Source organism: Acidovorax lacteus, from assembly GCF_039540375.1.
GTDB classification, from domain to species: domain Bacteria; phylum Pseudomonadota; class Gammaproteobacteria; order Burkholderiales; family Burkholderiaceae_C; genus Acidovorax_G; species Acidovorax_G lacteus.
In genome coordinates this window covers 128,513-147,474 of record NZ_BAABEX010000029.1, presented here as the reverse complement: position 1 = coordinate 147,474, position 18,962 = coordinate 128,513, and the positions used below count along the sequence as shown (strand labels likewise).

Genomic DNA, 18,962 nt, shown 5'->3' with positions numbered 1-18,962 from the left:
CGCAAAGACGCTCGGCGCAGTGCGCGGGCCCCGTGGCGAGGACGCAGCCTGCCCCAGACCATGCCGTGCGATGCAGATTTGAAGCATATTGGCATATCAACCAGCAAAATCAAGCACGAGCAGCTCCTATTTTGATAGCAAACCAACCGGTCATCTTCCATGAACACGCCTGAACAATCGCAGTTGGGCAAGGCTTCGGCCTATGCCGACCAGTACGACGCCTCGCTGCTGTTTCCGATTCCGCGCGCTGGCAAGCGCGCCGAGATCGGCATCGCGGGCGACGCGCCCTTCTTCGGGGCCGACCTGTGGACGGCGTTCGAGCTGTCCTGGCTCAACCCGCGCGGCAAGCCGCAGGTGGCGCTGGCCCACGTGACGGTGCCCTGCGAGACGCCGAACATCGTGGAGAGCAAGTCCTTCAAGCTCTACCTCAACAGCTACAACAACACCCGCTTTGCCGATGCGGCCGAGGTGCAGGCGCGCCTGCGCACCGACCTGAGCGAGGCCGTGTGGCGCGGCAGCGAGCGCACCGGCACGGTGGGCGTGCGTCTGGTGCTGCCCGAAGCCTTCGGCAGCGAGCGGGTGCAGGAGCTCGAGGGCCTGGACCTGGACCGGCTGGATGTGGAATGCACGCACTACCAGCCCGCGCCCGAACTGCTGCACGCCCGGCACGACGAAGCGCCGGTGACCGAAGTGCTGGTGAGTCATCTGCTCAAGAGCAACTGCCTCGTGACGGGCCAGCCCGACTGGGGCAGCGTGCAGATCGCGTACAGCGGCGCGCAGATCGACCAGGAAGGGCTGCTGCGCTACCTGGTGAGCTTTCGCAACCACAATGAATTCCATGAGCAGTGCGTGGAACGCATCTTCATGGACGTGTGGACGCGCTGCCGCCCGGTCAAGCTCACGGTGTATGCGCGCTACACCCGCCGTGGCGGGCTGGACATCAACCCCTGGCGCACCAGCCACCCGCAGGCCCTGCCGCCCAACGTACGCACGGCGCGGCAGTAACCGCCCGCCAGCGGCCGGGGCGCCGTGCCCCGGCACACCTCACATGTGGAACACGTCCACGGCGCGGCGCAGCGTCTTGGTGCGCTCGTTGAGCACTGCCACCGACTGCGCGGTTTCGTCCACCATGTTGGCGTTCTGCTGGGTCACGGTTTCGAGCCGCACCACGGCTTCATTGACCTGCGAAATGCCGACCGATTGTTCCCCGGTGGCATTCGTGATCTCGCGCATCAGCCGCGAAACATCGCGCACCGATTTCTCCACGCTGGAGATCGTGGCCTGGGCCTCGGCCGCGTAGCGCGCACCCGATTCGACCTGGTCGGTGGAATTGCTGATCAGATCACGGATCTCATGCGCGGCTGTGGCGCTGCGCTGGGCCAGGGCACGCACCTCGGACGCGACCACCGCAAAGCCCCTGCCCTGCTCACCGGCCCGCGCGGCCTCCACCGCCGCGTTGAGCGCCAGGATGTTGGTCTGGAACGCAATGCCTTCGATGATGCCAATGATGTCGGCCATACGGCGCGAAGAGCCGGCGATGGCCTGCATGGCCTCGTTGGCGCTGCCCACCGAGGCGCTGCCCTGGTGCGCAATGTCGCTGCTGTTCTGGCTCTGGCTGGCGATCTGGCGCGCTGCATCGGCCGTGTGCTGCACGGTGCTGGCCAGTTGCTCCATTGAGGCGGCCGTCTGCTCCAGGCTGCTGGCCTGGTCTTCGGTGCGGGCCGAGAGTTCGGCCGCGCTGGCAGAAATTTCGCCGCTGGCATGGCTGAACACGTCCACCTCGGCGCGCACGTCTGAGATCACGGCCTTGAGGTTGATCTGTACCTGCCAGACGCTGCGGATCAGCGAACTGAGCACGTGCGGATGCAGTTTGGTGACATCGGCCTTGAGATTGCAAGCCGCCAGAGACGCCGCGAATTCGTCGAGGTCTTCCATCGGCCGCGCCACCGTCACATAAAACCAGCCCAGCAGGGCGCCACTGCCCAGCAGCAGCAGCGCGGCCTGCGCCGCCAGCGCTGCGCCGCCTGCCATACCCAGCAGCCCAGGCAGCAGGCCCAGGCCCGTGAGCAGCGACAGCCCGAGGGCCAGGCGCTGCGACACCGTCATGCGGTGCACACGCCCGGGCAGGTCGCGCCAGCCCAGACGCCGTACACGCCCTGCATGCAGCTTGATGGTGCGGTGGCCCGAGGCACGCTCCTGCGCGATACGGGCATACAGGGCCTCGGCCGCGGCCACCTGCTCGCGCGAGGGCTGAAAGCGCACCGACATGTAGCCCACGGGCTTGCCGTTGTCCATGATGGGCGTGACATTGGCCTCTACCCAGTAATGGTCGCCGTTCGCGCGGCGGTTCTTGACGATGCCCGTCCAGGGCCGCCCGCGGCCAATGGTGGACCACATGTCGGCAAAGGCCTCTGGTGGCATGTCGGGATGCCGGATCAGGTTATGCGGCTGGCCCATGAGCTCGTCGTAGCCGTAGCCACTGACCTCGGCAAAAGCCGTGTTGCAGTGCGTGATGCGCCCTTGCGCATCGGTGGTCGAAACCAGCAGTTGTTCCTTGGGGAACAGGTACTCCCGCTGGGTGACAGGAAGATTTGTTCGCATGACCGCCCTCCACGGCGTCTGCCTGGTCCGCCGCCCGTGGTGTCGGTCGCGGTGCCAAGCCGACCATACGGTATCCGGGGGCCGCAGCAAGCGCATTGACCGATATCAAACGCCTTGGTCGGGGCGCCGGGCAGTGCCCGGCCCGCAGGTCAACCAGCATGCAGCGGCACACGGTGCCACCGGGGTTCCGCGTCGCCCTCGCATGCGCTGCGCCGGGCCAGGTGCTCAGGGCAGGTGGAACACTTCCACCGAGTGCCCAAGTGTCTCGGCGTTAGCGCGCAGGCTGCGCGCAGAGGCCGTGGACTCTTCCACCAGGGCCGCGTTCTGCTGGGTGACCACGTCGAGCTGGGCCACGGCCTGGTTGACCTGAGAAATGCCCAGGGATTGCTCGCGGGTGGCATTGCTGATCTGGGCGACCAACCCGCTCACGCGCTGCACGGCGTTGACGACTTCCTGGATCGTGGCGCGCGCATGCTCCATCTGCTGCGCCCCGCCCGCGATCTGCTCCACCGTGCCGTGGATCAGGCCGCTGATCTCCTTGGCGGCTGCAGCGCTGCGCTGGGCCAGCGCGCGCACCTCTCCGGCCACCACGGCAAAGCCCCGGCCCTGCTCGCCCGCACGGGCTGCTTCCACGGCGGCGTTCAGCGCCAGCAGGTTGGTCTGGAAGGCAATGCCTTCGATCATGCCGACAATTTCGTTGATCTTGGCCGAGGAATGCTTCATCTGGGCCATTGCAGAGCCTGCCTGCTGCACCGCACTGTCGCCTTCGGCGGCAATCCGGCTGCACTGGTCGCTCTCCACAGACACCTGGGCGGCGGCCTCGGCCGTGTGCTTGACGGTCCCGGCCAGCTGCTCCATGGAGGCAGCCGTCTGCTCGAGGCTGCTGGCCTGCGACTCTGTGCGCGCCGACAGCTCCAGGCTGCCTTGCGCGATCTCACCCGCCGTGCGCGTGAAGAGATGGACCTCCGAGCGCACATCGCCGACCACTGCACGCAGATTGATTTGCACCTGCTTGAGCCGCTGCATCAGCGTGCCCAGGGGCTCCGGGAAGTCGGTGCGAATCTGCGTCGACAAGTTGCAGCCCGACACGTCGGCCGCGAAGCGGTTGGCCTGCGCAACGCCGTCCAGCAGCGTGGCCTGCTGCCGCCACAGCAGCCATGCGCCCCCGGCAAACAGCGCCAGCAAGCGCAGCCCCCAGGCCAGCGCTCCCTGCAAGCCCAGCAGGTCGGGCAGCATGACCAGAAACCCCAGCACCACCAGCAACACCGCCTGGCGCGGCAGCAGCGGCAGGTTGCGCAGGTGCGCCCACCAGCCCCGAAGGCCGCGGTGGTACACCACGCCCGCCTCCAGGTCGAGGGTGGGCCGACCCGAAGCGGCCTCGGCGCGCATCTGGGCGTACAGCGCTTCGGCCGCCTGCACCTCGGCCGCCGTGGGCTTGGTGCGCACCGACATGTAGCCGCGCGGCTTTCCGCCTTCCATGATCGGCGTGACGTTCGCGCGCACCCAGTAATGGTCGCCGTCCTTGCGCCGGTTCTTGACGATGCCGGTCCACGGCTGTCCGCGCCCAATGGTGCGCCACATGTCCTTGTACGCCTCGGCAGGCATGTCCGGGTGGCGGATCAGGTTGTGCGGCTGACCAATCAGCTCCTCATACTCGTAGCCGCTCACCCGGATGAACGCCAGATTGCAGTGGGTGATGACGCCTCGAGTGTCGGTGGTGGACACCAGCAGCTCGTCACCCGGGTAGTCGAATTCGTGTTGAGAGACCGGCAGATTCACGCGCATGGCTGGCACCAGAGGGACAAAACTGATGCGCCCCAGTCTAAGCGGACGCCGGCTGCGCCGTATGCGGGAAAACCGTCAGAACAACGGGACCGTGTGCGGATCGGACAGCGCCGTGCCGCGGCTGCGGCGCGGCGCTGGCATACGACCCGGTGGCACCGGCGCAGCGCCCGGCTTCTCGAGCGCCGCCACCCGCACGCCCAGCAAACGCAGGCGCTGCTGCAGCGGCACGCGCTTGAGGCACTGCCCCGCCGCCTGGCGGATGACGGCGGCGTCCTGCGTGGGCTCGGACAGGGTCAGGTCGCGCGTGGCGGTGCGGAAGTCGTCGTAGCGCAGCTTGATGCCGATGGTGCGGCCCACATAGCCCTTGCGCTGCAGGTCTTCGGCCACACGCTCGCACAGCGCGGTGAAGATGCGGCCCAGTTCGGCACGGTCGTGCACCGCGTGCAGGTCGCGCTCAAAGGTGGTCTCACGGCTCATGGACACGGGTTCGCTCTCGGTCACCACCGGCCGCTCGTCGCGCCCCCAGGCCGCATCGTGCAGCCAAGCGCCATAAGCCTTGCCGAAGTGTTGCACCAGCCAGGCCAGCGGCCTCTGCGCCAGATCGCCGATGGTGTGGATACCATGCGACTGCAGGCGCGCGTCGGCTTTGGGGCCAATGCCGTTGATCTTGCGGCAGGCCAGCGGCCAGATGCGCGTGCCCAGGTCGTCCGGCCAGACCACGGAAATGCCATTGGGCTTGTCAAACTCGCTGGCCATCTTGGCCAGCAGCTTGTTCGGGGCCACGCCGATCGAGCAGGTCAGACCCGTGGCCTCGAAAATGCTCTTCTGGATCAGCCGCGCGAGCACGCGCCCGCCTTCGCGCTGCCCGCCGGGCACCTGGGTGAAGTCGATGTACACCTCGTCCACACCCCGGTCTTCCATCACCGGGGCAATGCTGGTGATCACGGCCTTGAACTGACGCGAGCAGCGCCGATAGGCGTCAAAGTCCACCGGCAGCAGGATGGCCTGCGGGCACAGGCGCGCCGCCTTCATCAGCCCCATGGCCGAGCCCACACCAAACGCGCGCGCCGCATAGGTGGCGGTGGTGATCACGCCGCGGCCGGTGTAGTCGGCCAGGCGCGGGAAGGCCGCCACCGGGATCTCGTGCGGCGGCACGTCTGCGTAATCCTGCGCCAGCGCCTCGTCCAGCCGCCTGCGTCCCCCACCGATGACGATGGGCAGACCCTTGAGCTGCGGGTAGCGCAGCAGCTCCACACTGGCATAGAAGGCGTCCATGTCCAGATGCGCGATACGGCGCGGCAGCGCAGCCGCAGGGGCTTCGATGGGCAAGGTTGCGGGGGCTGGCAGATCGGTCACCCGCCGATTGTCCCTCCCGCCGGGGCCTGGGGCCGTCCCGGTCAGGTCCGCGCCAGCGCGGCCTGCCGGATGCCCGACAAGGTGCCGGTGGGGGTGATGGCCTCCGGGTCGATCGGGCAGTGCAGCAGGCTGGGCAGACCGCTCGCGCGTGCCCGGGCCAGCGCAGGGGCAAAGTCTTCGGTGCGCTCCACCCGCTCGCCATGGCCGCCGAAGGCCTGCGCGTAGGCGCAGAAATCCGGGTTGCGCAGCTGCGTGGCGCTGATGCGGCCCGGGTATTCGCGCTCCTGGTGCATGCGGATGGTGCCGTACATGCCGTTGTCGAGCAGCACCACCACGATGGGCAGCCCGTACTGCACGGCGGTGGCGAACTCCTGGCCGTGCATCAGGAAGTCGCCGTCGCCCGCAAACACCACCACCTCGCGCTGCGGCCACAACCGCTTGGCCCCCACCCCCGCGGGCAGGCCATAGCCCATGGAGCCGCTGGTGGGCGCGAGCTGCGTGCCATGCCCGCCAAAGCGCCAGAAGCGGTGCACCCAGGTGGCGAAGTTGCCCGCGCCGTTGCAGAACACTGTGTCCGCCGGGAGCACCTCGCGCAGGTGCTGCATCACCGCGCCCATCTGCAAAGCGCCCGGAATGCGGATGGCCGCAGGGTCGCTCCAGGCCAGGTATTCCGCCCGCGCCTGCGCAGTGTGGGCGGCCCAGCCCGGGGGGCTGGCGTGCGGCGCCGTGGCGGCCAGGGCGGCGGCCATGGCCTCGGGCGTGGCATGGATGGGCAAGGCCGCGCGGTACAGGCGACCCAGTTCGTCCGCGTCGGCGTGCACATGCACCAGCGGCTGGGCGGGGTTGGGAATCTGCAGCAGCTCGTAGCCTTGCGAGGGCACTTCAGACAGGCGCCCGCCCAGCAGCAGCACCAGATCAGACCCCGCAATGCGCGCACGCAGCGCGGGGTTCACGCCCAGCCCCAGGTCGCCCGCGTAGCAGGCATGCGCCGCCGGAAACAGCATCTGTCGCCGGAACGAGCACACCACGGGCAGCGACCAGGCCTCGGCAAAGCGCGTGATGTCGGCCACGGCCTGCGGCGTCCAGCGGCTGCCGCCGAGCACCAGCACCGGGCGCTCGGCCGCGGCCAGGCGGGCCGTCAGTTCGTGCAGCGCCTCAGGCGCCGGGTGGGTGGGCGGCGTACGGTAGGGCAAGGCGTCGGCCACCTCGGCTGCTTCGACCAGCATGTCTTCAGGGAGCGCCACCACCACCGGCCCGGGGCGGCCCGAGGTGGCCACGTGGAAGGCCCGCGACACCAGTTCGGGCACCCGCGCCGGGTCGTCGATCTGCACCACCCACTTGGCCATGGTGCCGAACACGGCCCCGTAATCCAGCTCTTGAAAGGCCTCGCGCCCCAGAGCGTTGCGGGCCACCTGGCCTACGAACAGGATCAGCGGGGTTGAATCCTGGTGCGCGATGTGAATGCCCGCCGCTGCGTTGGTGGCCCCGGGCCCGCGCGTGACGAAGCAAATGCCCGGGCGGCCGGTGAGCTTGCCCTGGGCCTCGGCCATCATCGCGGCCCCGCCCTCCTGGCGGCACACGGTCACGGCGATGTCGGCGTCGTGCAGCGCATCCAGCACGGCCAGAAAGCTTTCACCCGGCACACAGAACAGTTGCTGCACGCCGTGCGCGATGAGTTGGTCGACGAGGATCTGGCCGCCAGTGCGGGAGTGGGTGTGGGTAGGGGTCATGGAATGCAGAAGTCGGCGGGCTGGCTCGCCACCGTGCGCGGCCCAGCCCCGAAGTACGAGGCAGCCAGCATAGCGCTGGCCGCCGCGCCGTGCACGCGCTGCCCGCGCCGTGCGAAATGTCACCAATCGTCGGCACGGTTGCGATTTGTTGCATGCCGCTGTCACGAACCGTGCGCAGAATCCGGCGCTTGCGCCCCGCTACAGCCGCAGAGCCCCATGCTGCGGCACCAGTGGTGCGTGGTAATGCCGCTGCCTGTTCCTCGCCTGCTTCGCTCGTGTTGTCTGCCGTCTCGCCGCCCCTGTCCCCAAAGCGCTCCCGGCCGCCCCGCTGGGTGGCGTCGCTGGCGCTGGCGACTGCAGGCCTGGGCGTGGCGGCGTTGGCAGGGCTGGCTTGGGCGCTGCAGCAGGCCGACGCCCGCATGCAACGCGACGTGGCGGTGAAGTCGCGTGCCGTGGCTTACACCACCGATGCGGTCACCATCGAGCGCGGCCGGCGCCTGTACCTGGATGCGGGCTGCGTGCACTGCCACGGAGCCGATGGGCGCGGACAAGAGTTTGCAAGCGGAGCAGGCTTGCGGCTGGTGGCCCCCAACCTGACACCCGCTGGGGCCGTGGCCCGCTACCAGCCCGAGGACTGGAACAGCGCGATCCGCCATGGCGTCAAGCCCAATGGGCGGCCCGTGTTGGCCATGCCGAGCGAGCGCTACCACGGCTGGAGCATGGACGAGCTGTCGGCATTGGTGTCGTACCTGCGGCAATTGCCGCCTGCGCCCGGCGAGGCCGCCGTGGTGCAATGGCCACTGGTACAGCGCGTGCGCTATGGCCTGGGCTGGGACACGGATGCCGCGGCGCGCATCGACCACCGCCGCCCGCCCGCACGCAGTGCCAGTGCCAGCGCCATGGCATCCATGACCACGCCAGACGGACTGGCCCTGCCTTGCAGCGATTGCGGGCCTGTCTGGCCCATCACCTGGTCAGCGGCTCAGCACGACACGGCAAACGCCACGGGACTGGGTCAGCCCATGCGGATGCACGCGTCGCAGCGCTGAGGCTGCGCTCCGACGTCAGCGGCGGCGGCGCGGCACCACGCTGAGCTGCACGCTCTCCAGCACCGGGGTGGCCGACACCTGCACCGCGCGCCGAGGCAAGTCCACGAGTTGGTCGGCCTGCCACACCCGCAGCTGCGCGGGGCCATCGGGCACACCGCTCAGGCGCGCAATGCCGTCGGCGTCGGTCTTCACCGTCCAGGCCGAGTCGGTGACGAACACGTGGCCCCGCATTGAACCGTGCAGATGGCAACCCAGGAGCAGCACGCCAGCCTGGTCAAAGCGCACCTCGGCCTGGTCGCTCGCCCGCCCGTCTACCTTGCCGGCCAGACGCAGCTCAAAGCCCGCCAGCTCGGGCGCGCCCGGGGCGCTGGCCGAGGTACCGCGCACGTGGTGGTCCCAGCGGTCCAGGTTGGTGAAACGCACCGTGGTGCCCGGGGCCACCACCGTGACCTGGGGCACGAAGCGCATGCGCTCCTGCTCGATCACGGGTGCGGCCGGCAGCAGCGCTGCGGGCGCAGGCGCTGCGCCCGTGGGGTACACCACCACCACGGCATCCTGCACCGGCCGGCCGTCGCGGTCCAGCACCTGGACTTGGACATTTCCGGCGCTCGTGCTGGATATCCAAGCACAAGCAGCTATCAAAATAATAGCGTTTCGCATGCCGTCACCGCACCGTGATGATGTCGCGGTGCATGGGCGCCAGCAGCGCCAGAAGCCGGTTCTGCTGTGCGAACGGGATGCGCTGCGCATCCATGGCCGCCTGCAGCACTTCGACCAGCGCATTGAAGTGCGCCTTGTTGATCTGCATGTCGGCATGGGCGGACTTCATGTCAGCACCTTCGTACTTGCAGGGGCCACCGGTCAGCTCGCAGATCTGGTCGGTCAGGCTTTCCTTGAGCGCCTGGGGCTTGGTGTCCTTGAAGTGGTCGCGGATACGGGCGTCCTGCACCACACGGTTGACGAAGTCGTCCATCAGCCGGGCAATGCCCGCTTTTTCGCCCAGGGCCTGGTACAGGCCCGCGGGCGCGGCAGAGCTGGTCTGAGGGGCTGCGGGTGCGGTCTGGGCAAATGCAGCAGGCGCGGCCGCACACAGCGCAGCCAGGGCCAGGGATCGGAGGAAGTGGGTCATGGCAGAAATCTCGCGAATCAAAGGCTGGTACGGGGTCAGAAGGCCACCTGGGCCGAGAGGTAGTAGCCGGTCTGGCGGCGCTGGTTGGTGATACCGGGCACGATGCGCCCCAGGTCCACGTAGGCCAGCGTGAGCGAGACATGCTTGTTGGGCGCCCAGGCGATGAACAAGTCCTTCCAGTCGTCTTCGCGCAGCGCCCCACCCAGCCCGGCGGCAGCGCCCAGGGCTTCGAGGTTGTTGGGCTTGAAGCGGTACTCGGCCCCCACGGCCAGATCTTTGCGCAGCAGGTAAGCCACCGAGAACTCGGGCTGCAGGCTGTAGCGGTCGCGCCCCGGAGCGGCCGAGCCAAAGCCCAGCAAGCCGTTCTGGTTGGCGCGGGTGTAGCGCAGCGTGCCATTGAGCAGCAGACTCTTGTCGAGCAGCAGCTTGGTCGCACTCACGTACACGTCGGTGCCCGAAGTGCGCGTGCCCAGAAAATCAAGCACCGACTGCAGCGAGCCCGGACGCACGCGCTTGTGCTCCAGCCCCACGGCAATCTGCGGCATCCAGGTGTCGGCGTCCAGGATGGCGTCGCCTGCCACCTTGACCTTCACGCCCACGATGTCCATTTTGATGTGCTGGCCCGGCGTCACGCCAAAGGGTGCAATGCCGTTCAGGGCGATGGCGGGCGACGCGTCGAAATCCTGGCGCGCCAGCGACAGCTCCACGCGGTCATGCAGCGACAGCGCCGCGCCGTAGCCGGTGAGGCTGTAGTCCTGCGTGCCCGCCCGGGTCAGGTAGGCGCTACCGCCCACCTGGCCTTCGGTGGCATAGGTGCCCGTCACGGCCCAGGGGGTGAGGCCGCCACCGGCCGAACCGCCAATGGTGCTCACGCCGCCCGTGAGCAGCAGTTTTCCGGAGTCGGCGTGGGCCGTGCCCGCAGCACACAGCGCCAGGCTGGCACACAGGGCCAGAAGGTGAGGGGTCGTCATAAGGGGTCTTTCGCAAGCGTGGGTGGATGTTGAAGTCATTCCACCGTGGATACGCAGACCCGCGAACATTTGGATGCAATTACCCGAGAAGGCTGCTCGGCTATTGGCCCGTACCGGCCTATGCCCGGGCCGCGGACATGCCCGCTCGCCGCGGCGCGGCGGCCCAGCCCCGACCCGACCCGACCCGACCGGATCAGAGCATGCGCTCGATCAGCGCGCCCTTGAACAGCACCGGCCCGGTGGGCCCGCGCTCGCTGGGCACGCCGCCTCGGGGCTCCAGGCTGATGGCCAGCGCCGGCACTTCGCGCACCGCGCCCGGTGTGGCCGGCAAGCGCAGCACGCGGTCTTCGCCCAGCACGCCCAGCGAACGCGGTGCGCCCGAAGGCGGCAGCGCCCACAGTTGCAAGGAACGATCGCTGGCCTCGCGGAAGCTGCCCACGCGCTGCAGCTCCAACTGGCCGCGCCGCTCGTCAAAGGTCACCAGCATCGAGGCCGCGTCCTGCTCGTCCTGCAGCACGGCCACGTACTGAATCTTGGGCGTGGCAGCCAGTTCGCGCTGCAGCTGCGCAATCTGCGCGGCCCCCAGGTCGCGCACCTGCTGGGTGGCCAGCACGCCCGCCACCACGGCCACCACCGTGGCAAACGCCCCTGTGGCCGCCGCGCCACGCCACCAGCCCAGCCGGTGCCACCAGCCGGTGGGCGCGGCCGGGGCCTGCGCCGCAAGGCGCTGGCGTTCGGCAGCGCCCTCGTTGCGCAACTGGATCTGGATGCGCTGCCACACCAGCGGGTCGGGCGCCACGGCGGTCTGCAGCTCGGCCAGGCCCGCAAAGTGGGCATGCCAGCGCCAGGCGGCGGCGCGCACGTGCGGATAGTCGCGGGCCACGGTTTCAAAGCGGCGGCGCGCGCCGCTGCGCAGAGTGCCCAGCGCGTAGGCCGCTGCCAGGCGGTCGAGCAGTTCAGGGTGTTGGTACCAGGCCATGGTGCGCTCCTCAGGCGTAGCGCGCCATGCACTGGCGCAGTTGTTCCAGCCCGCGGCGGATCCAGCTCTTGACGGTGCCCAGCGGCAGCTTGAGCTGCTCGGACAGCTCGCCATGGCTCATATCGCGCAGATAGGCGAGGCTCACCACCTCACGCTGGCGCTGCTCCAGCCGGCCCAGGCACTGGTGCAGCACCACGGCCTGCTGGCTGGCCTCGGCTGCGTCCTGCGGCGAGGCCTCGTCGGCGTGCAACTGCTCGGCATGGGAGTCGTCGAACGCGTCGGTCACGTCGGCGCGCTCGGCCGTGCGGCGTCGCAGCGCATCGAGCGCACGGCTGCGCACGATCAGGCCCATCCAGGCCAGCGGCGGGCTGAGCGCCGCACGATAGCTGCCCGCGCTGCGCCAGATGGTGACGAAGGCCTCCTGCAGCACGTCTTCGGCCAGGTTGCGCTCGCGCACCACCTTCAGCGCCAGGCCATACAGGCGCGAAGACACGCGCTCGTACAGCTCCTGCAGGGCGCGCTCCTCGCGGGCGGCCACGCGGTCGATCAAGGTCATCAGCTCTTCGTCGGGGTTGCGGGTGCTCATGCGCCCATTGTGCGGCAGGGTGTCGGCCTGACAGGGACAGTCGGCCTTGTTCCGAGTACGCGGCCTTGCAGCGCGCAGATGCAGTACCCGAGTGCCACAGGAGGCTGCATCCAAAATCCGCGGCGTTGCGTATCCTGCGCAGGAGGGCCTGCAGCCTGGGCGATGTGTCCGGGCCAGCCTCCGCCCCACCAGGAAAGCGCGATCCATGACCCCGTGCCGCACCGCCAGCACACCCACCGTTTCCACCGTTCTGCGCAGCAGCCCGCGGTGGTCTGCCGCGGCCGCCACGGCAGCCTCCAGCGGCCCTGCCCTGCGACGGGCGGTTTGGGCGGGGTACAGCGCGCTGGTGTGGGGCTTGCTGCTGGCGCTGCCAGCCACCGCGCAGACGGCTGCCACCCGCACCGGCTCGGTGGAACGCGGGCGTGCGGTGTACCAGGCCGAATGCGCCATGTGCCACCACCCCGACCGCCACATGGACGGCCCGCGGCACCGCGGGGTGCTGGGGCGGCGCGCCGGGGCGCTGAAGGACTACGACTATTCGCCCGCACTGCGCAGCAGCCGCGTGCTCTGGACCCGGGCCACGCTCAAGGCCTGGCTCGAAGACCCGGAGGCCCTGATCCCGGGCCAGCTGATGGACGTGCGGCTGGAAAGCGCCCAGGACCGCGAAGACGTGGTGGCCTACCTGGCCACGCTGCGCGACCCTGCGCGGACACCGCCACGCTGAGCCTGACCCTTCGTTCGACCGCCGCGCAGCCTGTCAGGCCGTGGGGTAGGTGCCCGGCAGCAGGATGCTGCGGTCCACCCGGTCGATCTGCGTGTGGCCGCAAAACGCCATGGTGATATCGAGCTCTTTCTGGATGATCTGTAGCGCCCGGGTGACACCGGCCTCGCCGTACGCCCCCAGGCCATACAGAAAGGCCCGGCCGATCAGCGTGCCCTGCGCGCCCAGCGCGCGGGCCTTGAGCACGTCCTGCCCGCTGCGGATGCCGCCGTCCATCCAAACCTCGATGTCGCGGCCCACGGCCTCGGCAATCGCGGGCAGCGCCGCAATCGACGAGGGCGCACCGTCAAGCTGACGGCCCCCGTGGTTGCTGACGATGAGCGCATCGGCGCCACTGTCCACGGCCAGGCGCGCATCCTCGGCATCCATGATGCCCTTGAGGATCAGCTTGCCGCCCCAGCGCTTCTTGATCCACTCCACGTCCTTCCAGTTGAGCTGGGGGTCAAACTGCTCGGCCGTCCAGGACGACAGAGAGGACAGGTCGCCCACGCCCTTGGCATGGCCCACGATGTTGCCGAAGGTGCGCCGCGGCGTGCCCAGCATGCCCAGGCACCAGCGCGGCTTGGTCGCCAGGTTGACCAGATTGCGCAGCGTGGGCTTGGGCGGTGCGGACAGGCCGTTCTTGATGTCCTTGTGCCGCTGGCCGAGGATCTGCAAATCCAGCGTGAGCTGCAGCGCCGAGCAGTTCGCGGCCTTGGCGCGGTCGATCAGGCGTTCAATGAAATCGCGGTCGCGCATCACATACACCTGGAACCAGAAAGGGTGGCGGTCGGTGTGCGCGGCCACGTCTTCGATGGAGCAGATGCTCATGGTCGAGAGCGTGAACGGCACGCCGAAGGCCTTGGCCGCACGCGCAGCCAGAATCTCGCCGTCGGCATGCTGCATGCCGGTGAGCCCTGTGGGCGCAATCGCCACCGGCATGGCCACCGCCTGGCCCACCATGGTGGTGCGGGTGCTGCGGCCTTCCATGTTCACGGCCACCCGCTGGCGCAGCTTGATGCGCTGAAAATCGGTCTCGTTGGCGCGGTAGGTGCCTTCGGTGTAGGAGCCCGAATCGGCATAGTCGTAGAACATGCGCGGCACACGCCGCTGGGCCACACGGCGCAGGTCTTCGATGCAGGTGATCTTGGAGAGGTCAGGCACAAGAGGCTCCGGTCGAACAGCAACAGCGCCGCATCGTAGGGCGGCGCGGCCCAGCCGACCATCAAATTTATTTCGTGGGCCTGCAACAAATTTGCAGCCCCCACGGTACCGAAGTATCAGCGGTCAGATCATGACGCCGGGGTCCGGCTCGTTGCGATTCTGGGCCTGCGCCAACAGCGCCGGGGACTGCCCCTCCCCGACGTACACACGCACCTGCTGGCGGCCGGCCTGCTTGGCAGCGTACATGGCGGCGTCCGCGTGCCGAGACAGTTCGTCCAGCGTCTGCCCGTGCTGCGGAAACAGGCTCACACCAGCACTCAAGCCCACGCGCACCGTGCCCCCTGGCAGCTCGAACAGCTCATCGCACACCGCCAGCAGCTTGGCCGCTACTGCGCCCAACAGTTCGGCGCTCTCCAGTCCCGGCAGCAGCAGCACAAATTCGTCACCTCCCTGGCGACACACGGTGTCGGACTGTCGCACCGCCGCCGCAAGGCGCCGCGCAAACTGCACCAGCAGCTGGTCACCCACCTCGTGGCCGCGCGTGTCGTTGACCGCCTTGAAGCCGTCCAGGTCCAGGTACACCACGGCCAGCGTCTTGCCATCGCGCCGCGCCTGGGCCATGGCCTGGCGCGCACGGTCTTGCAGCAGCACGCGGTTGGGCAGATCGGTGAGCGCGTCGTATTGCGCGAGATGCTCCATGCGCTCGGCCATGGCCACCGCATCGGTCACATCGCGCAGCACGGCCACGGCTCCCTTGATGTGTCCGTGCCGGTCCAGAATGGGGCTGGCCGATTCTTCCACCACGTACCGCACGCTGTCCTCTCGCCCCAGCACGATGCCCCGCGTGGGCTCCACCGACACGCCTTCTTCAAGCGCGCGGCGCAACGGACCGGCGGCCAGCACACTGCCATCGGGCTGGCGTACCTGCAGCACTTCATCCACCGGCCGGTCGGCGGCGTCAAAGCCCTGCCAGCCGGTCAGCCGCTCAGCCACCGGGTTCAGGTACGTGATGTGACCACGCTCGTCCACGCATACCACGGCGTCACCAATCGACTGCAGTGTCAGGCGCACGAGCTCTTTCTCCTCGAACAGCTCGTCCTCCATGCGCTTGCGGTCGGTGATGTCGGTGACCTGCACGAACACACCACGCACCTCGTTTGCCTCCCGGTCGGGCACATAGGACACGATCACATGGCGCAGGCGACCTTTGCGGTCGGGGTAGGTGCGCTCGAAGATCTGGCGCTCGCCCATCAGCGCGTGGCGCAGGAAGGGCTCGCTGATGGCGAACTGCTCCGGCCCCAGCAGATCGCGGATATGCATGCCCCGCAGCTGTTCCGGCGTGTGTCCGAACCAGTCAAGGTAGGCGCTGTTGGCGTAACGGTTGCGCAGCCCCATGTCCCAGTAACTCACGAGCGATGGCAAGCTGTGCAGGATGGTGCGCAGATCTCGCTCGGCATCGCGCAGCTGCGCATCGGCCTGCTGGCGGCGCACCAGCTCGCGCACGAACAGGCCTGCAAGCCCCACGCTCGCCACCATCAGGAAGAGCGCAAAGCCGCCCAGCACCAGCGCGTTGCGGTACCACTGCGCCCGCAGCGCATCGGTGGACTGGGCCACGTTCAGGATCAGCGGATAGCCCGACACATGGCGCCATGCATAGAGCCGCTCCACGCCGTCGATCGAGGCACGGCCCATCGTCACACCCTCGGGCGCAGACTGAAACTGCCGCATGTTCTCACTGCCCGACAGGCTGGTGCCCACATCCGCATCGCCGTACGGAAAGCGGACGATCACGGTGCCATCGGCGTGGAACAGGTTGACGCCGCTGTTGGGCCCAAGGTCGAGCGTGCCGAAAAGCTCCTTGAGATAGCCCAGCTGGATGGCCCCCACCACCACGCCGGCAAATGCCCCGTCGGGGGTCTTCCAGGCGTGTGCCACGGGCAGGATGTACAGCCCCGTGAGCCTCGAGGGCACGGGGGTGCCGATGAACACTCCGTCGTGCTGCCCTGCCGCGAATGCCTTGAAGTAGTCGCGGTCTGCAAAAGACCGCGGCGCACCCGAGGCCGTGTCGGTGCCTCGGCCCTCGGAGTCGTAGCGCACCAGCCCCTGGGCGTCGATCACCAGCACCGACCCGACACCTGGCACACGCAGCGTGGTGTCAAACAGCAGCCGCTTGCGCAATGCGGGGGCCAGTCGGTCCAGGTCGGCACGCTCCAGTTCCGTCACAACACCGCGCAGCGTGTCATCCAGCGTACGCAGCGTCCACGAAAGGTTGTGCTCCAGCGCACTGGCCAGGTTGGCATTCGTTTGGGTGGCGTAGTTCCACTCGTCACTGCGGATTGTCCAGATCGCACGGGCGAACAGCGCCCCTATGCCCAGCGACACCACGAGCGCCAGCCACACGAGGCGATGGGAGAAGAACTGGCGAACGGACTGCATGGCGACAATTTGTAACCATTCTACGGCCGGGCCACGCCGGAACTCCCCAGCGCCAGTGGGCGAACCGCAGCGCCCGCAGACGCCGCAGCCCTGGGCACTGCACTCGCTCCGCGCACCTCGATCGCCAGGCTGTCAAGCACCTGGCCGCGCGCGTCCAGCAGTTCTACCCGGTGGCGTCCGGGCCAGGGCAGCCAGAGCCAGGGGTTGCCCCGCCCCACAGGCTGGCCCGCGATGCGCCACTGCGCACCCGGCGGCGCATGCGCCGCCTCAAAGCGCAGGCGCTGGCGCTCGGGCGGAATGTCCGGGTCCAGCGCGACCACGGTGCCAGGTGCCGGGGCCAGGATGCGCGCCATCGCAGCCGCATCCCGCGCAGCGGGGGCCTGAGGATTCAAGCCTTTTTGGCTGCTCGTGCTTGTTTGATAAGCACGAGCAGCTCCTGAATTGATAGCATCGTCCACCGCAAACAGTGCCTGCTGCGTGCCGGGCAGAAACCATTCGCGCCGCGCTGCGTCGAGTGCCGCGCCGTCTGGCCCTGGGCCAAATCGCACGGCCTGCGCCACCAGCGCGGCAGGCGGGCGCGGCGGACGGCTGGGCTCGCGCGCATGCAGAAAGCCCATCACCGCCGCCCACACGGGCGCGGCGCCGCTGGTGCCGCTGACGGCCTGCATGGGCGCACCGCTGGCGTTGCCCACCCACACGCCCACCGTGTAGCGGGCCGACCAGCCCACCGCCCAGTTGTCGCGCATGTCCTTGCTGGTGCCGGTTTTCACCGCCGTCCAGAAGCGCGTGGCCAGCACGCTGTCGAGCCCGAAGGTGGGCGCACGCGCGTGCGGGTCGGACAAGATATCGCCCACGATGAAGGCTGCCAGCGGGTCGAGCACGGGCCCACCCGACTGCGTAGCCGGTGGCGCGGGCCGGGCCGCCGGGGTCAGGCGCACCGGCCCGGGCCGCCCGCCATTGGCCAGCGCGCGGTAGGCATTGGTCAGCTGCAAAAGCGGTACCTCCGCACTGCCCAGCGCCAAGCTGAAGCCGTAGTAGCCGCCCGATTCGCGCAGGGCGATGCCCAGGGCCCGCAACTGCTCGGCCAGCGCGTCGGGCGAGAGCATGACCAGCGTGCGCACCGCGGGCACATTGAGTGACGACGCGAGCGCCGTGCGCACCGACACCCAGCCCTTGAACTGCCGGTCGTAGTTCTGCGGGATGTACAGGCCGTTGGCCGTAGGAATATGGGCGGGCGAGTCTTCGAGCAGCGAAGCCGCCGTGAGCCGCCGCTCGGCCAGCGCCTGCGCATACAGAAAAGGCTTGAGCGTGGAGCCCGGCTGACGCCAGGCCAGCACGCCGTCCACCTCGCTGGCCTGGCTCAGGCTGCCGGACGAGCCCACCCAGGCCAGCACCTCGCCCGTGGCGTTGTCGAGCACCACCAGCGCACCGTCTTCCACCTGGCGGCCGCGCAGCTCGCGCAGGTGTTGCTCCAGCGCCTGCGCGGCAAAGCGCTGCAGCGGCGCGCGCAGGCTGCTGGTCACGGTGCGCGGCGGGGCCGCCTCCGGGTGGCCTGCGGCCTGCTCGCGCAAAAGCTGGCGCGCAAAGTGCGGTGCCATGCCTTCGGCCGGGCGGTAGGCGCGGCGCTGCAAGGCAGCGGCGGTGAACAGGTCCAGCGCCTCGCAATCCGCCAGTCGGGCGACGGGCGTGGCAGGCGCGGACTCCAGCTCGCGCAGCACCCCGCAGGCACGCCGCGCCACCTGCGCCGCCGGGGCGTTGGGCGCGCGCACCAGGGCTGCGGCCACGGCGGCTTCGCGTGCGTCCAGCCCGTGGGGGGCCTTGCCGAACAAGGTGCGCGACAGTGCGTCGATACCGACCAGTTCGCCGCGCAGCGGCACCAGGTTGAGGTAGGCCTCCAGGATCTGGTCTTTGCGCCAGCGGCGCTCCAGCACCTGGGCGGCGGCGGCCTGGCCGATCTTCTGCACCACGCTGCGCCCGCCGGGCGCGCGGCGCCAGTCGTCGTCCAGCAGACCGGCAAGCTGCATGGTCAGCGTGCTGGCACCCCGGGTGCGCTGGTTCCAGAGGTTGCCCCAGGCGGCTGCCGATACGGCGCGCCAGTCCACACCGCTGTGCTCGTAAAAGCGCCGGTCTTCGCTGAACACCAGCGCCGTGCGCAAGGCGGGCGATACATCGGCCAGCGCTACCCAGTCGCCGCGGCGCACGCTGGCATCGGTGCGCACGCGCTGCACCAGCTGGCCATGGCGGTCGAGCACGCGGGTTTCCGACGAGCGGAAGTCCTCCCGCACCTCGTGAAAGCTGGGCAGCGCCAGCGCGGGCAGCGCGCAGGCCAGCCAGCCGAGCAGCACCAGGCCGCGGCAGACGTGCACGCCCGCCCGGGCTGTAAGGGGGTGCGTACGCATGCTCAGGCCACCCGCTC

Annotated in this window: 15 protein-coding genes; 3 read left to right on the top strand and 12 right to left on the bottom strand. The window is 69.1% G+C overall.

Annotated elements, in window-relative coordinates:
• Positions 1–159 precede the first annotated feature (159 nt).
• Positions 160–1,005, top strand: coding sequence for an NADPH-dependent 7-cyano-7-deazaguanine reductase QueF (gene queF / locus ABD866_RS13490; RefSeq protein ID WP_345066074.1), 846 nt, complete (start codon positions 160–162; stop codon positions 1,003–1,005).
• Between the two features lie 39 nt (positions 1,006–1,044).
• Here queF and ABD866_RS13485 read toward each other — a convergent pair whose 3' ends face one another.
• The 4 genes from ABD866_RS13485 to ABD866_RS13470 all read right to left on the bottom strand — a co-directional run bounded on the left by ABD866_RS13485 (position 1,045) and on the right by ABD866_RS13470 (position 7,472).
• Positions 1,045–2,601: a methyl-accepting chemotaxis protein gene (locus ABD866_RS13485; RefSeq protein WP_345066071.1), complete on the bottom strand. Its 1,557-nt coding sequence runs from the start codon at positions 2,599–2,601 to the stop codon at positions 1,045–1,047.
• 225 nt (positions 2,602–2,826) lie between these two features.
• Positions 2,827–4,386, bottom strand: coding sequence for a methyl-accepting chemotaxis protein (locus ABD866_RS13480; protein ID WP_345066068.1), 1,560 nt, complete (start codon positions 4,384–4,386; stop codon positions 2,827–2,829).
• Positions 4,387–4,461: 75 nt separating this feature from the next.
• The gene (gene dinB / locus ABD866_RS13475) at positions 4,462–5,661 is read right to left on the bottom strand and encodes a DNA polymerase IV (RefSeq protein WP_345066844.1); all 1,200 of its coding nucleotides are present in this window, start codon (positions 5,659–5,661) and stop codon (positions 4,462–4,464) included.
• Positions 5,662–5,783: 122 nt separating this feature from the next.
• Positions 5,784–7,472 carry a thiamine pyrophosphate-binding protein gene (locus ABD866_RS13470; protein WP_345066065.1) on the bottom strand — a complete coding sequence of 563 codons (1,689 nt, stop codon included), beginning with the start codon at positions 7,470–7,472 and terminating at the stop codon, positions 5,784–5,786.
• Between the two features lie 275 nt (positions 7,473–7,747).
• Here ABD866_RS13470 and ABD866_RS13465 point away from each other — a divergent pair, with 275 nt between their 5' ends.
• Positions 7,748–8,521 (top strand): c-type cytochrome, encoded by a 774-nt coding sequence (locus ABD866_RS13465; protein ID WP_345066062.1) that lies wholly within the window; start codon positions 7,748–7,750, stop codon positions 8,519–8,521.
• 15 nt (positions 8,522–8,536) lie between these two features.
• Here the strand turns inward: ABD866_RS13465 and ABD866_RS13460 are convergent, their stop codons facing one another.
• The 5 genes from ABD866_RS13460 to ABD866_RS13440 form a co-directional block, all read right to left on the bottom strand.
• Positions 8,537–9,106, bottom strand: coding sequence for a cupredoxin domain-containing protein (locus tag ABD866_RS13460; protein WP_345066059.1), 570 nt, complete (start codon positions 9,104–9,106; stop codon positions 8,537–8,539).
• A gap of 79 nt (positions 9,107–9,185) precedes the next feature.
• Entirely contained in the window at positions 9,186–9,650 is a 465-nt protein-coding gene (locus tag ABD866_RS13455) for a group I truncated hemoglobin (RefSeq protein WP_345066056.1), read from the bottom strand.
• A gap of 35 nt (positions 9,651–9,685) precedes the next feature.
• A complete protein-coding gene (locus ABD866_RS13450; RefSeq protein ID WP_345066053.1) occupies positions 9,686–10,621 on the bottom strand; it encodes a DUF3034 family protein in 936 nt (311 codons plus the stop codon).
• Between the two features lie 193 nt (positions 10,622–10,814).
• A complete protein-coding gene (locus tag ABD866_RS13445; protein ID WP_345066051.1) occupies positions 10,815–11,600 on the bottom strand; it encodes an anti-sigma factor in 786 nt (261 codons plus the stop codon).
• A 10-nt stretch (positions 11,601–11,610) separates the two neighbouring features.
• Complete coding sequence (locus ABD866_RS13440) at positions 11,611–12,186, bottom strand: RNA polymerase sigma factor (protein WP_345066048.1); 576 nt, start codon at positions 12,184–12,186, stop codon at positions 11,611–11,613.
• Positions 12,187–12,391: 205 nt separating this feature from the next.
• On the opposite strand from ABD866_RS13440, the gene ABD866_RS13435 reads away from it, so the two are divergent.
• Positions 12,392–12,910, top strand: coding sequence for a c-type cytochrome (locus ABD866_RS13435; RefSeq protein ID WP_345066045.1), 519 nt, complete (start codon positions 12,392–12,394; stop codon positions 12,908–12,910).
• A 33-nt stretch (positions 12,911–12,943) separates the two neighbouring features.
• Here the strand turns inward: ABD866_RS13435 and ABD866_RS13430 are convergent, their stop codons facing one another.
• The 3 genes from ABD866_RS13430 to pbpC all read right to left on the bottom strand — a co-directional run bounded on the left by ABD866_RS13430 (position 12,944) and on the right by pbpC (position 18,945).
• Positions 12,944–14,110, bottom strand: a complete 1,167-nt coding sequence (locus ABD866_RS13430) for an alpha-hydroxy acid oxidase (RefSeq protein ID WP_345066042.1) — start codon at positions 14,108–14,110, stop codon at positions 12,944–12,946.
• Positions 14,111–14,233: 123 nt separating this feature from the next.
• On the bottom strand, positions 14,234–16,546 hold the full coding sequence (locus tag ABD866_RS13425; protein WP_345066039.1) for a bifunctional diguanylate cyclase/phosphodiesterase: 2,313 nt from the start codon (positions 16,544–16,546) through the stop codon (positions 14,234–14,236).
• Positions 16,547–16,566: 20 nt separating this feature from the next.
• On the bottom strand, positions 16,567–18,945 hold the full coding sequence (gene pbpC, locus ABD866_RS13420; RefSeq protein ID WP_345066037.1) for a penicillin-binding protein 1C: 2,379 nt from the start codon (positions 18,943–18,945) through the stop codon (positions 16,567–16,569).
• Between the last annotated feature and the right edge of the window lie 17 nt (positions 18,946–18,962).

Bases quoted from the DNA above. Each gene is read 5' to 3' on its own strand.
- queF (WP_345066074.1), top strand. From the start codon at position 160: ATGAACACGCCTGAACAATCGCAGTTGGGCAAGGCTTCGGCCTATGCC.
- ABD866_RS13440 (WP_345066048.1), bottom strand. From the start codon at position 12,186: ATGAGCACCCGCAACCCCGACGAAGAGCTGATGACCTTGATCGACCGC.
- ABD866_RS13455 (WP_345066056.1), bottom strand. From the start codon at position 9,650: ATGACCCACTTCCTCCGATCCCTGGCCCTGGCTGCGCTGTGTGCGGCC.
- ABD866_RS13435 (WP_345066045.1), top strand. From the start codon at position 12,392: ATGACCCCGTGCCGCACCGCCAGCACACCCACCGTTTCCACCGTTCTG.
- ABD866_RS13445 (WP_345066051.1), bottom strand. From the start codon at position 11,600: ATGGCCTGGTACCAACACCCTGAACTGCTCGACCGCCTGGCAGCGGCC.
- ABD866_RS13470 (WP_345066065.1), bottom strand. From the start codon at position 7,472: ATGACCCCTACCCACACCCACTCCCGCACTGGCGGCCAGATCCTCGTC.
- ABD866_RS13450 (WP_345066053.1), bottom strand. From the start codon at position 10,621: ATGACGACCCCTCACCTTCTGGCCCTGTGTGCCAGCCTGGCGCTGTGT.
- ABD866_RS13480 (WP_345066068.1), bottom strand. From the start codon at position 4,386: ATGCGCGTGAATCTGCCGGTCTCTCAACACGAATTCGACTACCCGGGT.
- pbpC (WP_345066037.1), bottom strand. From the start codon at position 18,945: ATGCGTACGCACCCCCTTACAGCCCGGGCGGGCGTGCACGTCTGCCGC.
- ABD866_RS13485 (WP_345066071.1), bottom strand. From the start codon at position 2,601: ATGCGAACAAATCTTCCTGTCACCCAGCGGGAGTACCTGTTCCCCAAG.
- ABD866_RS13425 (WP_345066039.1), bottom strand. From the start codon at position 16,546: ATGCAGTCCGTTCGCCAGTTCTTCTCCCATCGCCTCGTGTGGCTGGCG.
- dinB (WP_345066844.1), bottom strand. From the start codon at position 5,661: ATGGACGCCTTCTATGCCAGTGTGGAGCTGCTGCGCTACCCGCAGCTC.